This is a genomic window from Spirabiliibacterium pneumoniae (assembly GCF_014884995.1).
In the GTDB taxonomy this organism is placed as follows: Bacteria; Pseudomonadota; Gammaproteobacteria; order Enterobacterales; family Pasteurellaceae; genus Spirabiliibacterium; species Spirabiliibacterium pneumoniae.
Genome location: NZ_JABMII010000012.1, coordinates 1 through 21442 on the forward strand (window position 1 = coordinate 1; position 21442 = coordinate 21442).

General features: G+C 46.7%; 16 protein-coding genes. 7 read left to right on the plus strand and 9 right to left on the minus strand.

Annotated features, from left to right (window positions below; all coding sequences use genetic code 11):
- The first annotated feature begins 290 nt into the window (after positions 1 to 290).
- The 5 genes from HPC38_RS08245 to HPC38_RS08265 all read left to right on the plus strand — a co-directional run bounded on the left by HPC38_RS08245 (position 291) and on the right by HPC38_RS08265 (position 6694).
- Positions 291 to 1115 carry a DUF5718 family protein gene (locus HPC38_RS08245; protein WP_208120817.1) on the plus strand — a complete coding sequence of 275 codons (825 nt, stop codon included), beginning with the start codon at positions 291 to 293 and terminating at the stop codon, positions 1113 to 1115.
- Positions 1116 to 1187: 72 nt separating this feature from the next.
- The gene (locus HPC38_RS08250; protein WP_208120818.1) at positions 1188 to 2690 is read left to right on the plus strand and encodes a helicase HerA-like C-terminal domain-containing protein; all 1503 of its coding nucleotides are present in this window, start codon (positions 1188 to 1190) and stop codon (positions 2688 to 2690) included.
- 72 nt (positions 2691 to 2762) lie between these two features.
- Positions 2763 to 4097, plus strand: coding sequence for a 23S rRNA (uracil(1939)-C(5))-methyltransferase RlmD (gene rlmD, locus HPC38_RS08255; protein ID WP_208120819.1), 1335 nt, complete (start codon positions 2763 to 2765; stop codon positions 4095 to 4097).
- A gap of 1 nt (position 4098) precedes the next feature.
- Positions 4099 to 6324: a GTP diphosphokinase gene (gene relA, locus HPC38_RS08260; protein WP_208120820.1), complete on the plus strand. Its 2226-nt coding sequence runs from the start codon at positions 4099 to 4101 to the stop codon at positions 6322 to 6324.
- 7 nt (positions 6325 to 6331) lie between these two features.
- A complete protein-coding gene (locus HPC38_RS08265; protein WP_208120821.1) occupies positions 6332 to 6694 on the plus strand; it encodes a diacylglycerol kinase in 363 nt (120 codons plus the stop codon).
- A gap of 62 nt (positions 6695 to 6756) precedes the next feature.
- On the opposite strand, the gene HPC38_RS08270 is transcribed toward HPC38_RS08265, so the two are convergent.
- The 3 genes from HPC38_RS08270 to efp all read right to left on the minus strand — a co-directional run bounded on the left by HPC38_RS08270 (position 6757) and on the right by efp (position 10752).
- Complete coding sequence (locus tag HPC38_RS08270) at positions 6757 to 7374, minus strand: outer membrane protein (protein WP_208120822.1); 618 nt, start codon at positions 7372 to 7374, stop codon at positions 6757 to 6759.
- A gap of 73 nt (positions 7375 to 7447) precedes the next feature.
- A complete protein-coding gene (gene clpB, locus HPC38_RS08275; RefSeq protein ID WP_208120823.1) occupies positions 7448 to 10018 on the minus strand; it encodes an ATP-dependent chaperone ClpB in 2571 nt (856 codons plus the stop codon).
- A gap of 167 nt (positions 10019 to 10185) precedes the next feature.
- A complete protein-coding gene (gene efp / locus HPC38_RS08280; RefSeq protein ID WP_208120824.1) occupies positions 10186 to 10752 on the minus strand; it encodes an elongation factor P in 567 nt (188 codons plus the stop codon).
- An 82-nt stretch (positions 10753 to 10834) separates the two neighbouring features.
- Here efp and epmB point away from each other — a divergent pair, with 82 nt between their 5' ends.
- Both epmB and HPC38_RS10540 read left to right on the plus strand, forming a co-directional pair.
- Complete coding sequence (epmB, locus tag HPC38_RS08285) at positions 10835 to 11842, plus strand: EF-P beta-lysylation protein EpmB (RefSeq protein WP_208120825.1); 1008 nt, start codon at positions 10835 to 10837, stop codon at positions 11840 to 11842.
- An 88-nt stretch (positions 11843 to 11930) separates the two neighbouring features.
- Complete coding sequence (locus HPC38_RS10540; RefSeq protein ID WP_208120826.1) at positions 11931 to 13100, plus strand: LysM-like peptidoglycan-binding domain-containing protein; 1170 nt, start codon at positions 11931 to 11933, stop codon at positions 13098 to 13100.
- Between the two features lie 189 nt (positions 13101 to 13289).
- Here HPC38_RS10540 and HPC38_RS08295 read toward each other — a convergent pair whose 3' ends face one another.
- The 6 genes from HPC38_RS08295 to HPC38_RS08320 all read right to left on the minus strand — a co-directional run bounded on the left by HPC38_RS08295 (position 13290) and on the right by HPC38_RS08320 (position 21425).
- Positions 13290 to 14609, minus strand: a complete 1320-nt coding sequence (locus HPC38_RS08295) for a TrkH family potassium uptake protein (protein WP_208120827.1) — start codon at positions 14607 to 14609, stop codon at positions 13290 to 13292.
- Entirely contained in the window at positions 14609 to 15253 is a 645-nt protein-coding gene (locus tag HPC38_RS08300; RefSeq protein WP_208120828.1) for a potassium channel family protein, read from the minus strand. Before HPC38_RS08300 ends, HPC38_RS08295 begins: the two co-directional genes overlap by 1 nt.
- Before the next feature lie 143 nt (positions 15254 to 15396).
- Complete coding sequence (gene purH / locus HPC38_RS08305; RefSeq protein WP_208120829.1) at positions 15397 to 16998, minus strand: bifunctional phosphoribosylaminoimidazolecarboxamide formyltransferase/IMP cyclohydrolase; 1602 nt, start codon at positions 16996 to 16998, stop codon at positions 15397 to 15399.
- A 563-nt stretch (positions 16999 to 17561) separates the two neighbouring features.
- Entirely contained in the window at positions 17562 to 18512 is a 951-nt protein-coding gene (locus HPC38_RS08310; protein ID WP_208120830.1) for a hypothetical protein, read from the minus strand.
- Positions 18513 to 18562: 50 nt separating this feature from the next.
- Positions 18563 to 19969, minus strand: coding sequence for a glucuronate isomerase (gene uxaC, locus HPC38_RS08315; RefSeq protein ID WP_208120831.1), 1407 nt, complete (start codon positions 19967 to 19969; stop codon positions 18563 to 18565).
- A gap of 1 nt (position 19970) precedes the next feature.
- Positions 19971 to 21425, minus strand: coding sequence for a mannitol dehydrogenase family protein (locus HPC38_RS08320; RefSeq protein WP_208120832.1), 1455 nt, complete (start codon positions 21423 to 21425; stop codon positions 19971 to 19973).
- Between the last annotated feature and the right edge of the window lie 17 nt (positions 21426 to 21442).

Consider the following 21442-nt stretch of genomic DNA (forward strand, 5'->3'; position numbering starts at 1 on the left):
CCACACAGATTGTCTGATATATTGTTAAAGAACAAAAAACGACACCTTGCCACCGCACTTTAACTCTCCACGATAGCGTGTCGTTGTGGAGGCGTATTATAGGCAAAATTTTTATGCTTGCAAGCCTTTTTTGATCATTTTTTTAAATCTCATCTCAATTGCATTAAATTTCACCAAACCAGCTGCAAACCGCACTTTATGTTTGCGCTTGCTCACAATTTTGTAACATTGCACCCACTCAGTCTCACTTTTATTGTTATACTTTTTCTTTTCTATTGTCAGGAGAAAGTATGTCGTTAAATGAAATTATTGGCTTTGGTGTGGCAGGGAATTTTGCCGGCCACCTCGAACAAGCAGGCGAAGCGGCTGATTTCAAGCACGTGAAAGTGCAAAGTGCGGTCCAACCGAAAGCGATTTTCCCGTTTTATGTGCCTAATTTTGCCACAGGTTTTTTATCGATTTATCCTCTTTCGTCCGACACCATTGCCTTTCCCGATGATGCGGATAACTTGCAAATTGAGCCTGAAGTGGCGCTGTTGTGTGATATAACATACGATGCGGATCACAAGGTGACCGCACTTTTGCCCCGCGCCTTTGCGGCCTTTAATGACTGCTCAATTCGTCGCCCGAACGCGCATAAAATTGCCGATAAGAAAAACTGGGGCGCGAACAGCAAAGGGCTTTCTGCACAATGGATTGATATTGACGGTCTTGATGCTGGCGGCAAACTGGATGACTATCGCATTGCTTGCTTTCATTTGCGCGATGGTAAACTGAATGCCTATGGCGTGGATAGCCCCGTGGTGGGTTACAGTTATTTCCATCAGCAATTGTTAGATTGGATTATCGATCGCATGAATCATCAGCAAGATGTTGGCCCAACCCATCATATTGCACCATTACTTGAAACCGCAGATTATCCGCAGCAAGCCGTAATTAGTATTGGCGCCACGCGTTACACCGCCTTTGGCGAAACGCATTTTTTACAGCCAGGTGATGTGAGCATGGTGATCGTTTATAATGGCAAGACGTTATGCCTTGACGACATCCGTGCAATGGCTCAGCAGCAACAGTTTAACGGTGATCTCAGCGCGCTGGTGCAAACCGTGCGCTAAAGTGCGGTTTTTGGTTAACAACACGCGCGAAATTGAGTATAGTGAACACACTTTTTTGATCAGGACAATATTATGGCACGCTATCCTTTAGCCCAAAGTAAAACGGGCGAAACGCTCTCACTCACCGCCAAAATGGCCAACCGCCACGGCTTGATCGCTGGTGCAACGGGGACGGGCAAAACCATCAGTTTACGCACCTTGGCTGAGGCCTTTAGCGACGATGGTGTCCCTGTATTTTTAGTCGACGTCAAAGGCGATATTTCAGGCTTAACCAAGCCAGGCGAGCTAAGCGGTAAAGTGGGCGAGCGGGTGGAACTGTTCAACCTCGGTGGCAGTGATTATTTCAAAGGCTACCCTGTATCATTTTGGGATGTGTTTGGGCAAACGGGCATTCCGCTGCGCACCACGGTTTCCGAAATGGGTCCGATGCTGTTGGCACGCTTGATGAACTTAAACGCCACCCAAGAGGGCTTGCTCAATTTAGTGTTCCGCGTCGCCGATGATAAAGGCTTACTACTTATCGACATCAAAGACCTGCGCGCGATGCTCACCCACGTGGCAGAAAACGCCAGCACCTACCGCTTGGAATACGGCAATGTTTCCGCCGCCAGTGTTGGCGCGATTCAACGTGCATTGTTAACATTGGAAAATGAAGGCGCTACCGCACTTTTTGGTGAGCCTGCGCTGAACTTGGACGACTGGCTGCAAACCCATGATGGGCGCGGGGTGATCAATATTCTCAATGCACAAACATTGATCAACTCCAAGCAGATGTACAGCGCCTTTTTACTGTGGCTGATGGCGGAATTGTTTGAAAACTTGCCTGAAGTCGGCGACCCTGACAAACCAACCTTTGTGATGTTTTTTGACGAAGCTCACTTGCTGTTTGACGGTGCGCCAACCGCACTCATCAATAAAGTCGAGCAAGTTGTGCGCTTAATCCGTTCCAAAGGCGTGGGAGTTTATTTCGTCACCCAAAATCCACTGGATTTGCCTGACACCGTATTAGGGCAATTGGGCAATCGCATTCAACACGCACTGCGCGCCTTCACGCCACGCGATCAAAAAGCAGTGAAATCAGCAGCGGAAACCTTCCGCAGTAACCCGAATGTGAATGTGGTGGAGGCTATTACGTCTCTTGGTGTGGGGGAAGCATTGGTGTCGTTCTTGGATGAAAAGGGCATGCCGACGCCGGTGGAAATAGCCTACATCTACCCACCGCGCAGCCAGCTTAAGCCGATTAGCGACGCCGAGCGTGAGCAATGGGTGCGTGATGATGATCTCTATGGCGTCTATCGCGACGCAGTGGACAACGAATCCGCCTTTGAAGTGCTCACCGCGCAAAAAGATCTCGCCGCCGTGGCCGCCAAACAGGCCGAGCAAGCGCAACAACAGCAAGATGAAGGCGTGATGGGCACATTAAGCCGCATGATTTTCGGTAAGAAAAAACGCGGTGAAGAACTCACCGCCACTGAGCAAATTGTCTCCAGTGTGAGCAAAAGTGTTGGGCGCAATATTCGTAACCAAATCACCCGTCAAATCGTACGTGGGATTTTAGGCGCATTTAAAAAATAGGCACTTTACTGGCCTAGAAAAAGCAGTCAATCGGCTGCTTTTTATTTTATTATCAAGCAATTAAAGGATTTTATGGCGCTTTTTTATTCTGATAAGGCACACAAGCCCCGCGCAACAGCGCTGGAACTGACCATCGACACCTTAGATGCCCACGGCTTAGGCGTTGGTCGGGCGAATAATAAAACGTGGTTTGTGGAAAATGCGCTGCCACACGAGCGAGTGCAAGCGCGCATTACTCAAGAAAAGCGCCATTTCGGGCATGCTCGCGCGGTGAACATCACCCAGCCGAGCAATGAGCGCATAACACCAAAGTGCGGTTTTTATCACCGTTGTGGCGGCTGCCAGCTCCAGCATATGCCTGAAAGCCTGCAGCGAAATCTCAAACAAACCGCACTTTTCGATCGCCTGCAAGCCTTGCAAAGCGCGCCCATTCAAGGGCAGGCTATCCAACACGGCAACGCGTGGCAATATCGTCGCCGTGCGCATTTGAGCCTCAATGTCAATCGCAAAACGAATACCCTTGCGATGGGCTTTCGCGCCAAAGGTTCAAACCAGATTGTGCCGATTAACCACTGCGAGGTGCTCACACCTGCCCTTAATGCCTTGCTCGCCCCGCTGCAAGCCCTATTTTCCGCTTGGCAGCACAAAACACGCTTAGGCCACATTGAGCTGACTGAAGCGGCCAACGGCATAGCGTTGTTGCTGCGCCATGTGGGTGAGATCGGCGAAAAAGATAAAGTGCGGTTACTGGAGTTTGCCAAATACCATCATCTGCTGTTATTTGTTAGCGTTCAAGAAAATTACATTCAACAATGGCACGGCGAAGCGCCTTATTATCAGCTGGCAAACGGGCAAAAGCTCTATTTTGCCATTCGCGATTTTATTCAAGTGAATGCCGAGATGAATCAAGCCTTGATCGACACTGCACTTGACTGGCTTCATCTCACGCGCGCCGACACAGTCTTAGATCTGTTTTGTGGCATCGGAAATTTTACCCTGCCACTGGCGCAGCATTGCCAAAGTGCGGTCGGGGTTGAAGGTGTTAAGGCGATGGTGGAGCGTGCAACATTCAATGCAAAGTGTAATAAATGTGATAATATAGCGTTTTATCAAGCGGATTTAGCCCAAGATTTTAGCGCTCAGCCTTGGGCGCAAAATCACTTTACCAAAGTGCTGTTAGACCCGCCTCGCGCAGGCGCAGCCTTTGTGATACCGCACTTATGTAAATTGAAGCCACGCGAGATTGTGTATGTGTCTTGCCACAGCGCCACGCTCGCACGCGACAGCGAAATGCTGATTGCCGCAGGTTTTGAAATGACGCAATGTGTGGCAGTCGATATGTTCCCACAAACGGGGCATGTTGAGGCTATGGCACATTTTCGCCAACGAGCAGGATCAAGGAGGTAGTATGGTCGCCATTCGTGCATCACATTTGAGTACAGGCAGCGAATTTGACTTCACGCTGTGGGCGAACGCATTGCCAATTTCGAGTGTCACACGGGAAAAACTCTCAAACGCCTGGCACTATATTCTGCCCCAACTGCACAATCACGAAGCCACCGAGCGGCAATATTTGTTGTATTGCGCAACCGAAATGGTCGAAGTGCTCACCAGCCTTAATATGGATCAAGACAGCCTCATCACAGCAATGCTCTACCCGCTGGCGAAGCGGCGCATTGTCAATTATGACGACATTAAAGAAGCGTTTAATCCTGATATTCGCAAGCTCGCCAAAGGCGTGGTGGACATGGACAGCATTCGCGCGCTGGATACCAAACAAAGCAGCTCTAACCTACAGGTGGATAACGTGCGTCGTATGCTGTTGGCAATGGTGGATGACTTCCGCTGCGTGGTGATTAAACTCGCCGAACGCATTGCGTTTTTGCGTGAAGAAAACAATTTTATCTCTGAAGCCGAGAAAGTGCTGGCGGCGAAAGAATGCCATAATATCTATGCGCCACTGGCCAACCGTCTCGGCATTGGGCAGCTAAAATGGGAGCTGGAAGATTACTGCTTTCGCTACCTTGACCCAGAGCACTATCACGCCATTGCCAAAATGATCGGTGAAAAACGCCGTGATCGGGTGGCGTATATCCAACATTTCACCCAACAGCTGGAACACTTCTTAGCCCAAGAAAACCTTGGCAATGCTAAAGTCTATGGTCGCCCGAAACACATTTACAGTATTTGGAAAAAAATGCAGAAGAAAAATCTGCGTTTTGAACAACTATTTGACATTCGTGCAGTGCGTATTATCGTACAGCGCCTAGAAGAGTGCTACAAAGCGCTTGGCATTGTGCACAGCCACTTCAACCACATTGCCAGTGAATTTGATGACTACATCGCCAACCCTAAACCTAACGGCTACCAATCCATTCACACCGTGGTACTCGGCGAGGGCGAGAAAGCCATTGAAGTGCAAATCCGCACCCAGCAAATGCACGACGATGCCGAGCTTGGCGTGGCGGCACACTGGAAATACAAAGAAAGCGAAAGCGCTGCACGCGGTGGCTATGAGCAAAAAATTGCGTGGCTGCGCCAAGTGTTGGCGTGGCAAAAAGACTTAAGCCGCAATGGTAATGTACTAGAAGAAACCCGCAGCAAAATTTTTGATGACCGCATTTATGTGTTCACCCCACAAGGGGACATCGTGGATTTGCCTACTGGCTCCACCCCGCTCGATTTTGCCTACACCATTCACAGCGAAGTGGGCCACCGCTGCATTGGCGCCAAAGTGGGCGATCGCATTGTGCCGTTCACCTACACGCTACAAATGGGCGATAAAGTCGAAATTATCACCCAGAAAAATCCGAATCCAAGCCGCGACTGGCTCAATCCAAACAATGGTTTTATCACCAGTGCGCGCGTGCGCTCAAAAATTCAAGCCTGGTTCAAGCGCCAAGACCGTGAGAAAAATATCCCGATTGGCAAAGAGCTGTTAGAGGCGGAAATGGTAAAATTAGGGCTAACCCTTAAACAGGTGGAAACCTACGCCCTGCCACGGCACAATTTAAAACACCTCGATGATCTCTATGCTGGGCTTGGCAATGGCGACATTCGTTTGAATCAGCTGATGAATTTTTTGCAAGCGAAATTATTGCGCCCGTCAGCCGAACAAGTGGACGAGCATATCTTGCGCCAAGTGGAGAACAAACCCGCAACACAAAGTAATAATGCTGGACGTGGTCAGGTGGTGATTGAGGGCGTAGGCAATTTGATGCACCACATCGCGCGCTGCTGCCAGCCAATCCCAGGCGATCAGATTTTAGGCTACATCACCCAAGGGCGCGGCATTTCCATCCATCGTGCCGACTGTGAGCAAATCCGCAACCTGCAAGAGGCCAGCCCAGAGCGCGTGGTGGAGGCTGTGTGGGGCGAGAGTTTCAACACCAAATTCAACCTCGTTGTGCGCGTGGTGGCCAACGACCGCACGGGGCTTTTGCGCGACATCACCACCGTATTGGCAAATGAAAAAGTCAGCGTCATTCGTGTTTCCTGCAAAAGCGACTTAAAAAAAATGACCGCCACTATGGACTTAGAAATTGAGCTAATGAATGTCGAACTGCTTGGACGACTGCTCAGCTCGCTGCTGCGCATTGACGATGTGATTGAAGCTAAACGTTTATCAAACTAGGACACCCATGAGCGAATACAAACACAAAGGCTTAACCCACCTGGTCAAAGCCACGCAATATTCATGGCAAGGCTTAAGCTATGCCGCGCACCACGAAACCGCCTTTCGCCACGAGCTGCTGGCGGCGGTGATTTTAATCCCGCTAGCATTTTGGATTGCACAAAGTGCTGTCGAGCTAGTGTTATTGATTGGCTCGGTGCTGTTGGTGATGCTGGTGGAAATGCTCAACAGCGCGGTGGAGTGCGCTATTGACCGCATCGGGCTGGAGCACCATGAGCTCTCAGGCCGCGGCAAAGATTACGGCTCGGCGGCGGTGTTTATCGCGATGGTGATCACCGTGGTGACGTGGCTTGCGATTTTGATTGATTAAAAGTGCGGTCAAAAAAATGCCAAACCGCACTTTGGGTTTGGCATTGTATTTTATGATGTCAATTAGAATGAATAGCCCACACCTAAGCGCCAGCCATTGAATTTATCAAAGCCTTTGATGTTGTAAGGTGCATCAATTGAAGCGTTAGTGCCTTCATAGCCTACGTTGACAGAGAAGTTCTTCGCCACATCGAATTTTACACCCACCGCATAGGCAAGAGAAGTTGTTGTTTTACTTTCTGAACCACTACGACGTTGAACGTAGTTGCCACTTTCATGATTTTGTCCAGTCCAATCAACGTCAGCTTTCACGTGCGCCAACCCTAATTGCGCATAAGCGCTGAACACAGGGTTAAAGCGATAAGTTGGACCAGCCAACAGAGAGTAATATTTCACATTACCTGACAAATGGCCTTTATCGGCAAGCTGACGGCCTTCAAAAACAAATGGGATAGAATAAGATTGATCCGTTGTGCCTTTCATATAGCTGAACGTGCCCAATACGCCCCATTGGGTGTTGTCCCACTCGTGCTGATAGCCAATCGCAAAGCCGTTGAGATCACTGGCATTTTTCACATTCGCATGCGCCCAATCTAAAGACACTGTGCGGGTGTCTGCCAACACGGCACCACTGGCCAATGCGCCCGCAAGGGCTACACATAACATTGATTTTTTCAACATAGAACACTCCTTTGTTAGTTGTTCGCCTTGATAATACAAAAAACCGCACTTTTATGCAAAGTGCGGTTTCAATTTATTGTGCTGTCGCCACGCGGTCGTTTTCAATGCTCACCGTAATTGGCTTGCCTGGCAACAATTCGCCCGAGAGAATTTTTTGCGCTAAGGCATTTTCAATATCGTGCTGGATAGCACGTTTGAGCGGGCGCGCACCAAAGAGCGGGTCGTAGCCCACTTTGGCGATGAACTCCAAGGCTGACTCGGCAAAATGCAGCACATAGCCATGGGATTCCATGCGTTTGCTCAAGCGATTCAACTGAATTTGCGCAATCGCTTTGATGTTCTCTTTATCCAATGGATGGAACACCACGGTTTCATCAATTCGGTTGATAAACTCTGGACGGAAATGGTGCCCCACAACGTTCATCACCAGCGCTTTAATGCCGTCGTAGTCGATGTCTTTATTCTCTTGGATCAAATCTGAACCCAAGTTGGAGGTCATAATCACTACCGTATTACGGAAATCCACGGTGCGACCTTGCCCATCAGTTAAGCGGCCATCGTCAAGCACTTGCAGCAAGATATTGAACACATCGCTGTGAGCCTTTTCCACCTCATCGAGTAAAATGACAGAATACGGACGACGGCGTACCGCTTCGGTTAAATAACCACCCTCTTCATAGCCGACATAGCCTGGAGGCGCACCCACTAAGCGAGAGACGCTATGTTTTTCCATAAACTCCGACATATCAATGCGGATCATCGCCTCTTCGCTGTCGAACATAAATTGCGCCAGCGTTTTGCACAGCTCGGTTTTACCCACCCCTGTTGGCCCTAAGAACAGAAATGAACCAATTGGGCGGTTCGGGTCAGACAGCCCAGCACGCGAGCGGCGAATGGCATTGGCAACGGCGTCCACCGCTTCACTTTGCCCGATCACGCGTTTATGCAGCGCTTGCTCCATACGCAATAGTTTGTCCTTCTCGCCTTCCATCATGCGTGAAACAGGAATACCTGTTGCGCGGGAGAGCACTTCGGCAATTTCCTCGTCGGTGACGCGATAGCGCAACAAGGTCATCTCTTTGCCTTCTTGGCTCTCTGCCACTTGCAATTGTTTTTCCAATTCTGGAATCACGCCATATTGCAACTCAGACATTTTTTCATAGTCACTCGCCCGACGCGCTTGCTCCATTTGAATGCGCGCATTGTCCAGCTCGGCTTTGATGTGCTGGGTGCCAGAAAGGGCGGCTTTTTCGCTTTTCCACACCTCTTCAAGCTCAGAGTATTCACGCTCTTTATCACTCAGTTCTTTTTCGAGCATATCCAAACGTTTGAGGCTGGCTTCGTCGTCTTCTTTTTGCAGCGCTTGTTGCTCCAGTTTGAGCTGAATAATGCGCCGTTCTAAGCGGTCAAGCGGTTGCGGTTTGGAGTCAATTTCCATACGGATACTTGACGCCGCTTCATCGATCAAATCAATCGCTTTATCAGGCAACTGACGATCGGAAATATAACGGTGCGAAAGCGTCGCCGCCGCCACAATCGCAGGGTCGGTGATCTGCACATGGTGGTGGATTTCATACCGCTCTTTTAGCCCACGCAAAATCGCAATGGTGTCTTCCACACTCGGCTCGTCCACCAACACTTTTTGGAAACGGCGCTCAAGGGCGGCGTCTTTTTCGATGTATTGGCGGTATTCATCTAAGGTAGTCGCGCCCACGCAGTGCAACTCACCCCGTGCTAGTGATGGCTTAAGTAAGTTGCCCGCGTCCATTGCGCCGTCGGTTTTGCCCGCGCCGACCATGGTGTGAATTTCATCAATAAAGAGAATAATGCGTCCATCTTCTTTGCTGATTTCATTTAATACGGCTTTTAACCGCTCTTCAAATTCACCGCGGTATTTTGCCCCAGCAATCAATGCCCCCATATCAAGGGACAGCACACGTTTATGGCGCAAGCCCTCTGGCACTTCGCCGTTGACGATGCGCTGCGCCAAGCCTTCCACAATCGCCGTTTTACCCACCCCTGGCTCACCAATCAGCACAGGGTTATTTTTGGTGCGACGTTGCAACACTTGAATGGTGCGGCGGATTTCTTCATCACGCCCGATCACTGGGTCAAGTTTGCCTTTTTCAGCGCGCTCAGTTAAATCAATAGTGTATTTTTTCAACGCTTGGCGGGTTTCTTCCGCGCCTTGATCATTGACGCTTTCACCGCCACGCATTTGCATAATCGCCGCTTCCACTTTGTCGGCTTTCAGCCCCATATTGCGCAAAATGCTGCCCAGAGCGCCTTTGTCTTCCAATGCCGCAAGTACAAACAGCTCGGAAGAGATAAAGGTGTCGTTGCGTTTTTGCGCTAATTGATCGCAGCGGTTGAGCAGCCGCACCAACTGTGGTGAAACTTGCACATCGCCGCCGTTGCCAGAGACCTGCGGCAGGCGGGCGATCTCACGTTGCAATTGCGCTTTTAACTCGCCTGTGTTAATGCCACAGCTGGTTAAAAGTGGCTGCACTGAGCCGCCTTGTTGATCTAAAAGTGCGGTCATCAAGTGCAAGGGTTCAATATATTGCTGCTCACCGCCAAGGGCAAGGGACTGCGCCTCGGCAATAGCTTGTTGAAATTTGGTGGTTAATTTTTCGATATTCATAAGCTCTCCTAAATTCTTGACATTTCGTCGTTCACGTAGCTTATATGGCGCCGCTTTAGCAAATTTCAAGGTGTATTGCAAGTTTTTTATTTCGGCTGACCGCACTTTTGTGTTTTTCAGGCGCAAAAAAAACCGCACTTAAAAGTGCGGTTGTCATCAAAATAGAATTATTTTACGCGGGAGACGTACTCACCAGAGCGGGTATCCACTTTGATTACCTCGCCGATTTGCACGAACAATGGTACTTTCACCACTGCACCTGTGCTTAATATCGCTGGTTTGCCGCCAGTGCCGGCAGTATCACCTTTCAAACCTGGGTCGGTGTCCACCACTTCCAACTCCACAAAGTTTGGTGGGGTCACGCTAATTGGTGCGCCGTTCCACAAGGTAACGATGCAGTCGGCTTGGTCCAACAGCCATTTGTCATTGTCGCCCACTGCTTTGGCGTCGGCAGCTAATTGCTCGAAAGTGTCGTTGTTCATAAAATGCCAGAACTCTTCGTCTTTGTACAAAAACGTTAAGTTGGTGTCCACCACATCTGCCGCTTCCACGGTTGAGCCTGATTTAAAGTTGACATCCAATACTTTGCCAGAAATCAATTTGCGGATACGGGTGCGGGTGAACGCTTGCCCTTTGCCCGGTTTGACAAATTCATTTTCAATGATGACGCACGGTTCGCCATCTTGCATAAATTTAAGGCCAGGTTTGAAATCGCTGGTAGAATATGTAGCCATTGTGTCCTCGTTACTATGAAAAAATGTTATCTTAGATTAAGATTGCAAAATACTATCACAAAGTGTTTATAATAACCCAAAAATGCAAAATAGCGAAGAATTAAGCTGGCAACAATGCCTAAAGCAGGCAATAAAATCCCCCGAAGCCTTATTGACCGCACTTGACATCCCTCTCACGGGCTTTGAGCGCGCCATTGAGGCGCGCAAACTCTTCCCCCTGCTAGCGCCAAAGCCTTTTGTCGCGCGCATGGAAAAAGGCAACCCACGTGATCCGCTCTTTTTGCAGGTAATGAGTGGCGCGGGCGAATTTGAGCAGGTGGAGGGCTTTGTCACCGATCCGCTGGAGGAGCACGACGCGGTGCGCCCTGGGCTCTTGCATAAGTATCACAACCGCGTACTGATGATGGTCAAAGGCGGCTGTGCGGTCAACTGCCGCTATTGCTTTCGCCGCCATTTTCCTTATCAAGACCATCAAGGCTCTAAAGCCGTGTGGCAAGGCGCGCTGGAGTACATCGCTGAACACAGTGAAATCAATGAAGTGATTTTCTCTGGTGGCGACCCTCTGATGGCGAACGACACCCAGCTCGATTTTTTAATCACCGCACTGGAGACTATCGCACACGTCAACACGCTGCGCATTCATTCTCGTTTGCCCGTGGTGATCCCGCAGCGCATCACAACCGCACTTTGCGATCGCCTTAATCGCTCGCGCCTGCACTGCGTGCTAGTGACCCACATCAACCACCCCAATGAAATCGACGATAGCCTGCGTGCAGCACTGAACAAGCTCAAAGCCGCCAATGTGGTGTTGCTCAATCAATCGGTGCTGCTCAAAGGGGTGAACGATAATGCCGACACGCTCAACGCCTTAAGCCATGCGCTGTTTGACGTGGGCGTGCTGCCTTACTATCTGCACTTACTCGATAAAGTGGCAGGCACGGCACATTTTTATGTGGATGATGCAACCGCACTTTCACTTTATCAACAGTTGCAAGCCACCACCTCAGGCTACCTTGTGCCACGCTTAGCGCGCGAAATTGCCCACCAGCCCAATAAAACCCTCATCACGCCGGATTTTTACAAAGATTAAGCAAGAAAATACCATTTCCCCCTGTTTTTATTCGCCTGAATTGTTAGAATAGGGAGATTAACTAACCATAATGTATTTGAGGTGTTGCGTGAACGACAATCCAACCAATCCGACAGACAACAACGGCATGAGCGCTGACAACCAAGCGCCAGCCAATTCCGATTTCAAGGCTGAGCGAATTATTCCGAAAAAACCCGTGGAAGAAAAAGGCTCGCTGTTTAAATTTCGCCACAAAAACGAAGAAAAACCACACCAAGAGCCAATTTTGGGCGACGCCAGCAGCGCGCAGCCTGAGCTGAATCTCGAGCCTGTGGCTGAACCTGCTGTGAGCGTAACTGACATTGAAGAAAACACCAACACCCAGCCAGCACAAAGTGCGGTGATCCCACCTGTTGCGCCAAAAAGCAACTGGAAAAAACCTGAAACGTGGGGCATTTTAAACCGCCTGCCAGCCAAACATCGCCGTTTAGTTGTTGCTTTATTAATTTTAATTGTTTTATTACTTTTAGTTCTGTGGCTTAAACCAAGTAATAATACCACTGTTGAAGCTTTGCAAAATCAGAACAGCAACGCCTTGCCAATTGAGTTCCAACCGCTTAATCAATCGGAAGAACAGCAAACAAATCAAGTGGTTGAAGGCGACAACAACGCCGTGGCGGTGAATAACAACGAAAGTGCGGTTGACAACACAACACCCGCTCGCGCCGAGTCACAAGTTGAAACCAGCGCCCCTGAAGCTGCTCCACAAACAGAAACACAAACTGCACCTAGCACAAATACCAATGCACAAAGCACACCGCCTGCGGTGGTGCCGCCAAAAGTGGTGAGCAAACCTGCGCAACCCGCTGAACGCAAAGTACTTAACCCAGCGCCAAAAGCGCAAGATCGCAAACCTGCGCCAAAACCGACTAAGCCACAGCCACAGGTAAGCAAAAACACCCAGCCTGCGCAAAAAGCCGCGCCTGTGGTTAACGCAAAACCTGCCAGCAAACCAGCGCCTGCAGCAGGCCCTACACGCACGCTGGAAATTCCAAAAGGCGTAAGCTTAATGCAAGTGTTCCGCAATAACAATTTGAACATCTCTGACGTCAACGCGATGACCAAAGCCAACGGCGCCAACGGTGCACTCAGCCGTTTCAAGCCAGGCGACAAAGTGCGCATTCAACTCAACAGCCAAGGTCGCGTGAGCCGCCTGACGCTCGACAACGGCAGCAGCTTCACCCGCAACAGTGACGGCAGCTATAGCTTCAAAAAATAATGACATCAGCCCATTGAGCCACACTCAATGGGCTTTTTTATAGAAGACCGTATGAAAACACTCGAAAGACCGCACTTTTATTACCAGTGGCCTTAGACACATATTGGCAGAAAATTATCACATATAATATCACACCTAGTTTTTAAGAATGAAAAAGGCAACTATTAAGTAATGTTGCCATTTGTTTGCTTATCCAATATGGATGGTGGCGGCTGGATAGCGTACTTTACTACGTACTGGCAAGGCTATCACGTAAGCTACGGTCAATGGCCCTAGGCGACCTACAAACATCATGATCATGATGACAAATTGCCCTAGTGGCGTTAAATCCCCTGTTAAGCCTCTTGATACCCCCACGGTGCCTAATGCTGAAACCACCTCAAAAACAATATCTAAAAATGGATGCTTATGCTCTATCATTAGTAAAATTATAAGACTCACTAAAATTAAACTTAAGCTAATACAAAATAACGCGATAGCACGTTGTATCTGTTCTGAACTGATCGTATAACGAAAAATTGTAACGGAGTCCTTGCGCTTAATATAAGACAGCGTTGCAACCATCAAGACAACCAATGTTCCTATTTTAATCCCACTGGCCGTTGATAAAGAACCACCACCAATAAACATTAAAAACATCATCACCATAGTACTTGCATCGGTCATTTGGCTAATATCTATTGAATTAAAACCTGCGGTACGCGGGGTCACAGCTTGAAACCATGAAGCAAGTAATTGTTCCTGTAACCCTGCATTTGCCAGTGTATTAGGATTATCTGTTTCCATGAAAAAGAAAAATAAAAATGCGCCAATATTTAATAAAAGAGTAGTAATTAAAATTAAGCGTGTATTTAAATTAAACTTACTCCAACGACGATTCTGAGTGATATCAATTAAAACAGTAAATCCCAAACCACCAAGGATAATTAACGCTGTTATCGTAAAATTAACAGTAATATCGTCCACAAAGGGCATAAGACTATCAGAATTTAATGCAAATCCAGCGTTATTAAACGCAGATATTGCATAGAATATCGCTTCGTAGAGTGCACGAGATAATCCAATATGACTATGCCAATGCCAAGTTAAAATTAGAACTGCAATAAATTCAAACAATAAGGCAAAAATTATCACTAAACGTGCTGTACTACCGATCAAATGCATTGGAACAATTCCCAATGCTTCATGTGCAACTTGCTGACTCCCCGAACTAATCCGAATGCCGATACTCATCATTGCTGCAATAGCTAATGTCATAAATCCTAATCCTCCAGTCTGGATCAGGAGCATAATGACAATTTGCCCAAAGAGCGTGTAATGAGTAGTATCAGTAACCGCAAGCCCTGTGACAGTGACAGCAGAGGTAGCTGTAAAAAAAGCACTTAACCATGTTAAATCGCCATTATAAGCAAATGGTAATTTTAATAAGCACCCACCAATAAAGATAAAACAAAAAAAACCTAATATCAGTAGACGTAATGGTTTTGTGGAAGAATGATAAACTTTCATTACACTTTAAACTCTAATGCTAATTTTCTTAAACTTTCAAGCTCACCTATCACCAATAGACGATCATCCTCCATAAAATGGAAATCATGAGACAATTCAGGAATTAATTGCCCATCACGCATGACACCAACAAATTTATCATGTGGATATTTATGCTGAAGTTTTGCTAGGCTATGTTCAGTAGAAGAAACAACAATTTTAATTAAAAAATAGTTATCTCCAAGCGGCATATACTGACTCACCATTGGATAATTCATTGCTTGTGCAATACGTATTCCCATATCTTGCTCAGGCTCAATCACTTTAACAACCCCAAGCCCCTTCAAAACAGTTGCATGTGCTTGGTTTTTAGCCTTCACCCAAATATTTTTTACATGTAGACTTTGTAAATTCAACACAGTTAATAAACTTGCCTCAATATCCGAGCCAATTGCAACCAAAACAGCATCATAATCTGTAATATTTAACTCTTCCAATACAGATTTATCCGTAGAATCTGCAATAACCGCATAACGTAAACGCTCACCAATTTTCTCAATGAGTTTTTCATCATGATCAATTGCGGTAACAGTATTATCCAGTCCTTGTAATTCCAATGCGGCAGTGAGACCAAATTTACCTAATCCAATAACAGCAAACTGCATAACTTAACCCTTATTATTAAAATAACCGTATGTTTAAGTTTAAAATATTTTGCAATATATACCAAACATTGATCCTAATTTAGGATAAAAAACAAAAAGTGCGGTCAAATATTAACCGCACTTTATCCATCTGATTATAATAATCAATGTCGGAAATGGCGCATTTTGGTGAGCACCATCGCCATATTGTGCTCATCAGCCGCGTCGATCACCTCTTGATCACGCATTGAGCCACCTGGGTGAATCACACAACTCACGCCTGCTTTGGCGGCAGCGTCAATACCATCACGGAATGGAAAAAACGCATCGGACGCCATCACAGTGCCTTTTACTTCCAAGCCCTCATCTGCGGCTTTAATGCCAGCAATTTTCGCCGAATATACTCGGCTCATTTGCCCTGCACCGATGCCAATGGTTTGATGATTTTTAGCGTAAACAATGGCGTTAGATTTCACATATTTCGCCACCTTCCAGCAAAACAGCAAGTCTTGCAACTCTTGTGCTGTTGGCTTACGTTTGCTCACCACTTCAAGATCATCTAACCCCACCATGCCTAAATCAGCTTCTTGCACCAACAGTCCACCATTGACACGTTTAAAGTCCCACCGCGAATGGCGCGCTTGCCACTGCCCACAAGCGAGTACCCGTACATTTTTCTTCGCTTTCAATACCGCTTGCGCTGCTTCACTCACCTCTGGAGCAATAATCACTTCAACAAACTGACGATCAATAATGGCTTGCGCGGTTTTTTCATCTAAAGTGCGGTTAAAGGCAATAATACCGCCAAATGCCGACGTTGGATCAGTTTGATAAGCCCGCTCATAAGCCTCTAAAATATCCTCACCCAGTGCCACACCACAAGGGTTCGCATGTTTGACAATCACACACGCTGGCTCGCTAAACTCTTTCACACACTCCAGTGCTGCATCAGTGTCGGCAATATTGTTATACGACAGCGCTTTGCCCTGCAATTGTACCGTAGTGGCTACACTGGCCTCTTGCGGGGCAAATTCACTATAAAACGCCGCATTCTGGTGACTATTCTCGCCATAGCGCATGGTCTGTTTACGCACAAAATTCAAGTTCAATGTGCGTGGGAACTGACCGCACTTTGCATTTTTCTCATCATCATCCGCACCCAAATACGGTTTTACCAAACAGCCAAAATAATTAGCAATCATCGCATCGTATTGCGCTGTATGCTCAAAGGCTTTAATTGCCAAATCAAAGCGAGTATCTAAGGTGAGGCTGTTTTGATTGGCATCTAACTCAGTAATAATGCGGTCAAAATCGCGATTATCTACCACAATGGCGACATCTTTATGATTTTTCGCAGCAGAACGCACCATTGTCGGCCCACCAATATCGATATTTTCCACTGCATCTTCCAACGTACAATCCGCTTTGGCCACCGTTTGGGCAAAAGGATACAGATTCACCACAACCATATCGATCGGCTCAATCTGATGAGCATTCATCACCGCATCATCAATACCACGTCGGCCTAAAATACCGCCATGCACTTTAGGATGCAACGTTTTCACACGCCCTGACATCATTTCAGGGAAACCCGTATAATCAGAAACTTCCACCACTGGCAATCCTTTCTCTAGCAAGAGTTTTGCCGTGCCTCCAGTGGAAAGCAGCTTAACACCACGCTGATGTAGTGCACTGGCAAATTCAAAAATACCTTGTTTATCAGAAACTGACAACAAAGCCTGACGGATAGGGCGATTCGCGTGCATAGTAGATCCTTAGGCTAATAGATTGGATAAATTTCGCACTATATTATAGAGTAAAACGCTATTTTTATGTAGTGCTTTTCATTGGGTGTTTTAGGTTGAGCATTATGAAGTATATTTTAAATTTTTTATATATGTTATTGTCGGTATCGCTCGTATCTAGTATCACTGACAAGTTCTGCTAACAGCAAGAAATCCGCAAAGTACCACACTAACCGCACTTTAACAACTCACTTTAATTCATCATAAGGAATACGATAGTAATTCTTATTCCCCAGAGAAGCTTTCTTCTCCATCTTATATCATAGGTTCACTGACTTTATGTGCATTACGCAGTCGCACTAATTTAGTACTGTACTGCTTTAAAACATCTTCTAATAATGTTAAATCCACTTTATCATCATACAGATTTAGCATTAAGTTGCCCTTAGAGAAAGTGAACTTGTTCAATTTATCAGACAACGTATGTTGTTCGAGTGTATTCTGACTAACCGTAGCAAAAATTTGAGATTCAACAATATTCAGAAGCAAAACCAAATAAAAATTTAAAAGCATATTTCTTCATACTACACCCCTTTTCGTTTAAAAATTAATACAGCGCGATCGTCGAAGCTATAATTTCCTTTTTTTATTCCTTTTGTGGATGGATGTTTAATACGCATAGGATCATTTTTGATAACATCTTGAACCGTACTTTCATAAGCCGACACACTGGCTTCATTAGGATATATTTCATAGCCATCTGAGCTTAGCTCAATAACCATTGGCGCCTTATCAAATTTCCACACACGCAACTCATTTTGTGGTATATCAAATCCATCGATTGCCCAAAATTGAAATGCCTTAGGGGCCTTAGGATTATTTTGGAATTCAGCTTGTTTTTGTAACAATGGCATAATATAAGCTCGCCCCAAGTCATTCTCTGCAATGTCTTCATTGGTTAGTCCTAATTCCTTAATGACGCGTACACGTAATGCGCTGTTTAGTGTATCAACGAGTTTCTCTTCATCATTATATGGAATTCCATCAATTCGAGCCTTAGAATCACCGATGGCGACCAATTCATTTGAATCCAGATTATACCAAATTAATGTGGCCGTTGGTCTAAACAATGGATTTTTCTCAAAATCAATATCTTTGTTGGCTTGGTAAAATTTCTGGTATTCCTGATTAATTTTTCTTAGCACTTCCTCTTTAGATGTATTTGGTGCAAGTGATTGAAAAACATTTTGAATAATATCACGGCTTACTCTACCACCTTTTTTACCATCATATTTTTTACCTGACTTATCTGTAGCCCCATCAAAAACGGCAAGATAATGATCATTAAAAAATAAACCATCTTCACAAACTTTTTGATTTTTCTCTCCAGCACCCTGTTTAGACTGAATAAAATAATCAATTGAACCTAACTGAATTTTTGCATGTTGCTCTTGATCGTAAGTAAGATCATCTTGAGCAAATGCAATGCCAGATAGCGACATTGTCAGTGCAAATGTAATGGCAAGTTTTTTCATAAATGTCTCCTTTTGTATCAAAAAAACTAATTTGTATGAGGAAGAATTAATTACGCTTTAAAATACCCCTTGGCGTTGTTAAAGCAGATGTTTTGCACCATGTTGCCGAGCAGTTTGGTGTCGTTTGGGGCTTCGCCTTGGACGACCCAGCGGCCGATCAATTCACACAGGATGCGGCGGAAATATTCATGCCGAGTGTAAGACAAAAAGCTGCGGGAGTCGGTAAGCATACCGACAAATTGGCTGAGTAAGCCAAGTTGGGAGAGCTGTTGCAATTGGCGTTCCATGCCGTCTTTTTGGTCGTTGAACCACCAGCCTGAACCAAATTGGATTTTGCCTGGGCAGCTGCCGTCTTGGAAGTTACCGATCATGGCGGCAATCATCTCGTTGTCGCGTGGGTTGAGACAATATAAGATGGTGCGCGGCAGTTGGTTGGTTTGGTCAAGGCTGTCGAGCAGGCGCGCTAAATTGTCGGCAAACGTGCGGTCGCCAATAGAGTCAAACCCGCTGTCAGCACCCAGTTGTTTAAACATCCGGGTGTTGTTGTTGCGCAGTGCGCCGATGTGCATTTGTAGCACCCAGTTGCGCTTGTGATACTCCCGCCCTAAGAACACATAAAGTGCGGTTTGATATTGCGCAATCTCTAGCGCACTCAGCGCTTCGCCATTAAGGCGCTGCATCAAGATACGGTCAAGGGTATTGTCATCAGGCACAGGGGCATAACGGACAATTTCCATGCCATGATCAGCTGATTTACAACCGCACTTTTCAAAATGATCCAAGCGTTTGAGTAGTGCTTGCTTGAGATCATCAAAGCAGCGAATGTCTATATCTGCCACCTCACCCAGCACACTAAGATATTCAACAAAGTGCGGTAACTCAATTTTTAAGGCTTTATCAGGGCGCCAACTCGGCACCACATCAATGGTAAAAGTGCGGTCTTTCGCCAGTGCTTGATGATGCTCAAGGCTATCAATCGGGTCATCGGTGGTGCCCACTAAGGCGACGTTCATCTTTTGCATAATACCGCGCGCGCTAAACTCAGGCGTTTGCAACATGGCATTGCACGCTTGCCAAATTTTCGGTGCACTTTCTGGGTTGAACAGGGTATTCGTGATGCCAAATGGGCGACGCAATTCGAGATGTGTCCAGTGATAAATCGGGTTGCCAATGCACAGTGGCACGGTTTTGGCAAACGCCATATATTTGTCATAAGCGCTCGCCTGCCCTGTGATGAAGTGCTCATCAATGCCTGCTGTGCGCATCGCACGCCATTTGTAGTGATCGCCAGCAAGCCAAATCTCCGCCATATCAGCAAATTGATGATTTTCTGCGATCTGTTTTGGGTCAAGGTGACAGTGATAATCAAAAATCGGCATGCTTGCCGCGTAGTCGTGATAGAGCGTTTTCGCCACCTCATTCGAGAGCAAAAAATCCTCGTCCATAAATGCTTTCATCTTATTCTCCTTGTGTGAGGTAGTGTGCCACGGTGGCTTTAGCTCCACGCTCAAGCAGCATGGCGTAGGCGGCTTTCACTGCTTCAATAAAGTGCGGTTCGCGCTGCAAGGCCATTGGGAAAATCGCTGATAAGTGTAATAATTCATCTACCATCTCCTCGCCTAGACCGCACTTTTGATAAATCTCAGCAAATTGCGCCGCCATTGGGTCGTGTACTTCAAACGGCTCACCGTTTTCATTAACACCTGCCACATAACGACACCAGCCAGCTACGCCTAAGGCTAACAATGAAAAGTCACTGCCGTGGGCGAGATGATAACTGATGGACTCAAGCAGGCGCGGTGGCAATTTTTGGCTGCCATCGGTAGCGATTTGATAGGTTTGGTGTTTCAAACTTGGGTTGGTGAAGCGGGCAATCAACAAGTGCGCATAGCCGTCTAAGTCTGTTCCCGCAGGCATCGTCAAGGTGGGCGCTTGCTCGTTGAGCATTAATTTCAGGGCAGCATTGCGGTAATGGGCATCTTGCATGGTATCTGAAATATGAGCATAGCCACCCAAATAACCAAGATAGGCCAAAAATGAATGTGCACCGTTAAGCATACGCAATTTCATTTGTTCAAAAGGACGGACATCGTCAACTAATTGCGCACCCGCAAGCTCCCATTGAGGGCGTTGATTGTTGACGAAGTGATCCTCCACCACCCATTGGCGGAAGTCTTCACAGGCGATTCCGCACGGGTCTTCATAGCCTAAGATAGCCGCAATTTGCGCTAATGTTTCAGGCGTAGCGGCTGGCACAATGCGGTCAACCATGGTGCATGGGAACGGCACATTTTGCTCAATCCACTGGGAAAGCGCAGGATCGATTTTTGCCGCCAGTTGCACAACCGCACTTTTCGCCTTAGCACCATTTTCCATCACATTGTCACAAGACATCACGGTAAATGGGGTAATGCCACGTTCACGACGTAGCATTAATGCACGAACAATGTAGCCAAGCGCTGATTGTGGCTGTGTGATGTCCTCAATGTCTTTTTTTACCAACGCATTGTTGAGATCAAGTTTACCCGTGCTAGGATCAATGCAGTAGCCTTTCTCCGTGATGGTCATCGATACAATCGCAATGTTCGGATCTGCCATTTTTTCTAGCACCGCACTTTGCCCATCCAACGCAGGATGGAAGGCTTCACACACAGCATTAATACGTTTTAACGTATTATTCTCTTGCCCTTTTTCCAACACGCTGTATTGCAGTGCTTGCGCTTTTAAATCTTCGATCAGCTGCTCACCGCCAACGAGGTTGACTTCACAATAACCCCAATCGCTGTTGGATTTGCGCGCCACTTCATCAGTAATTAATGCTTGATGCGCACGGTGAAACGCACCAAATCCAAGATGTAAAATACGGCTTTTCAGCTGCGATTTATCATAACCAATGTCTTCAATTTTGTTCATCATCTGTCCTTATGTCG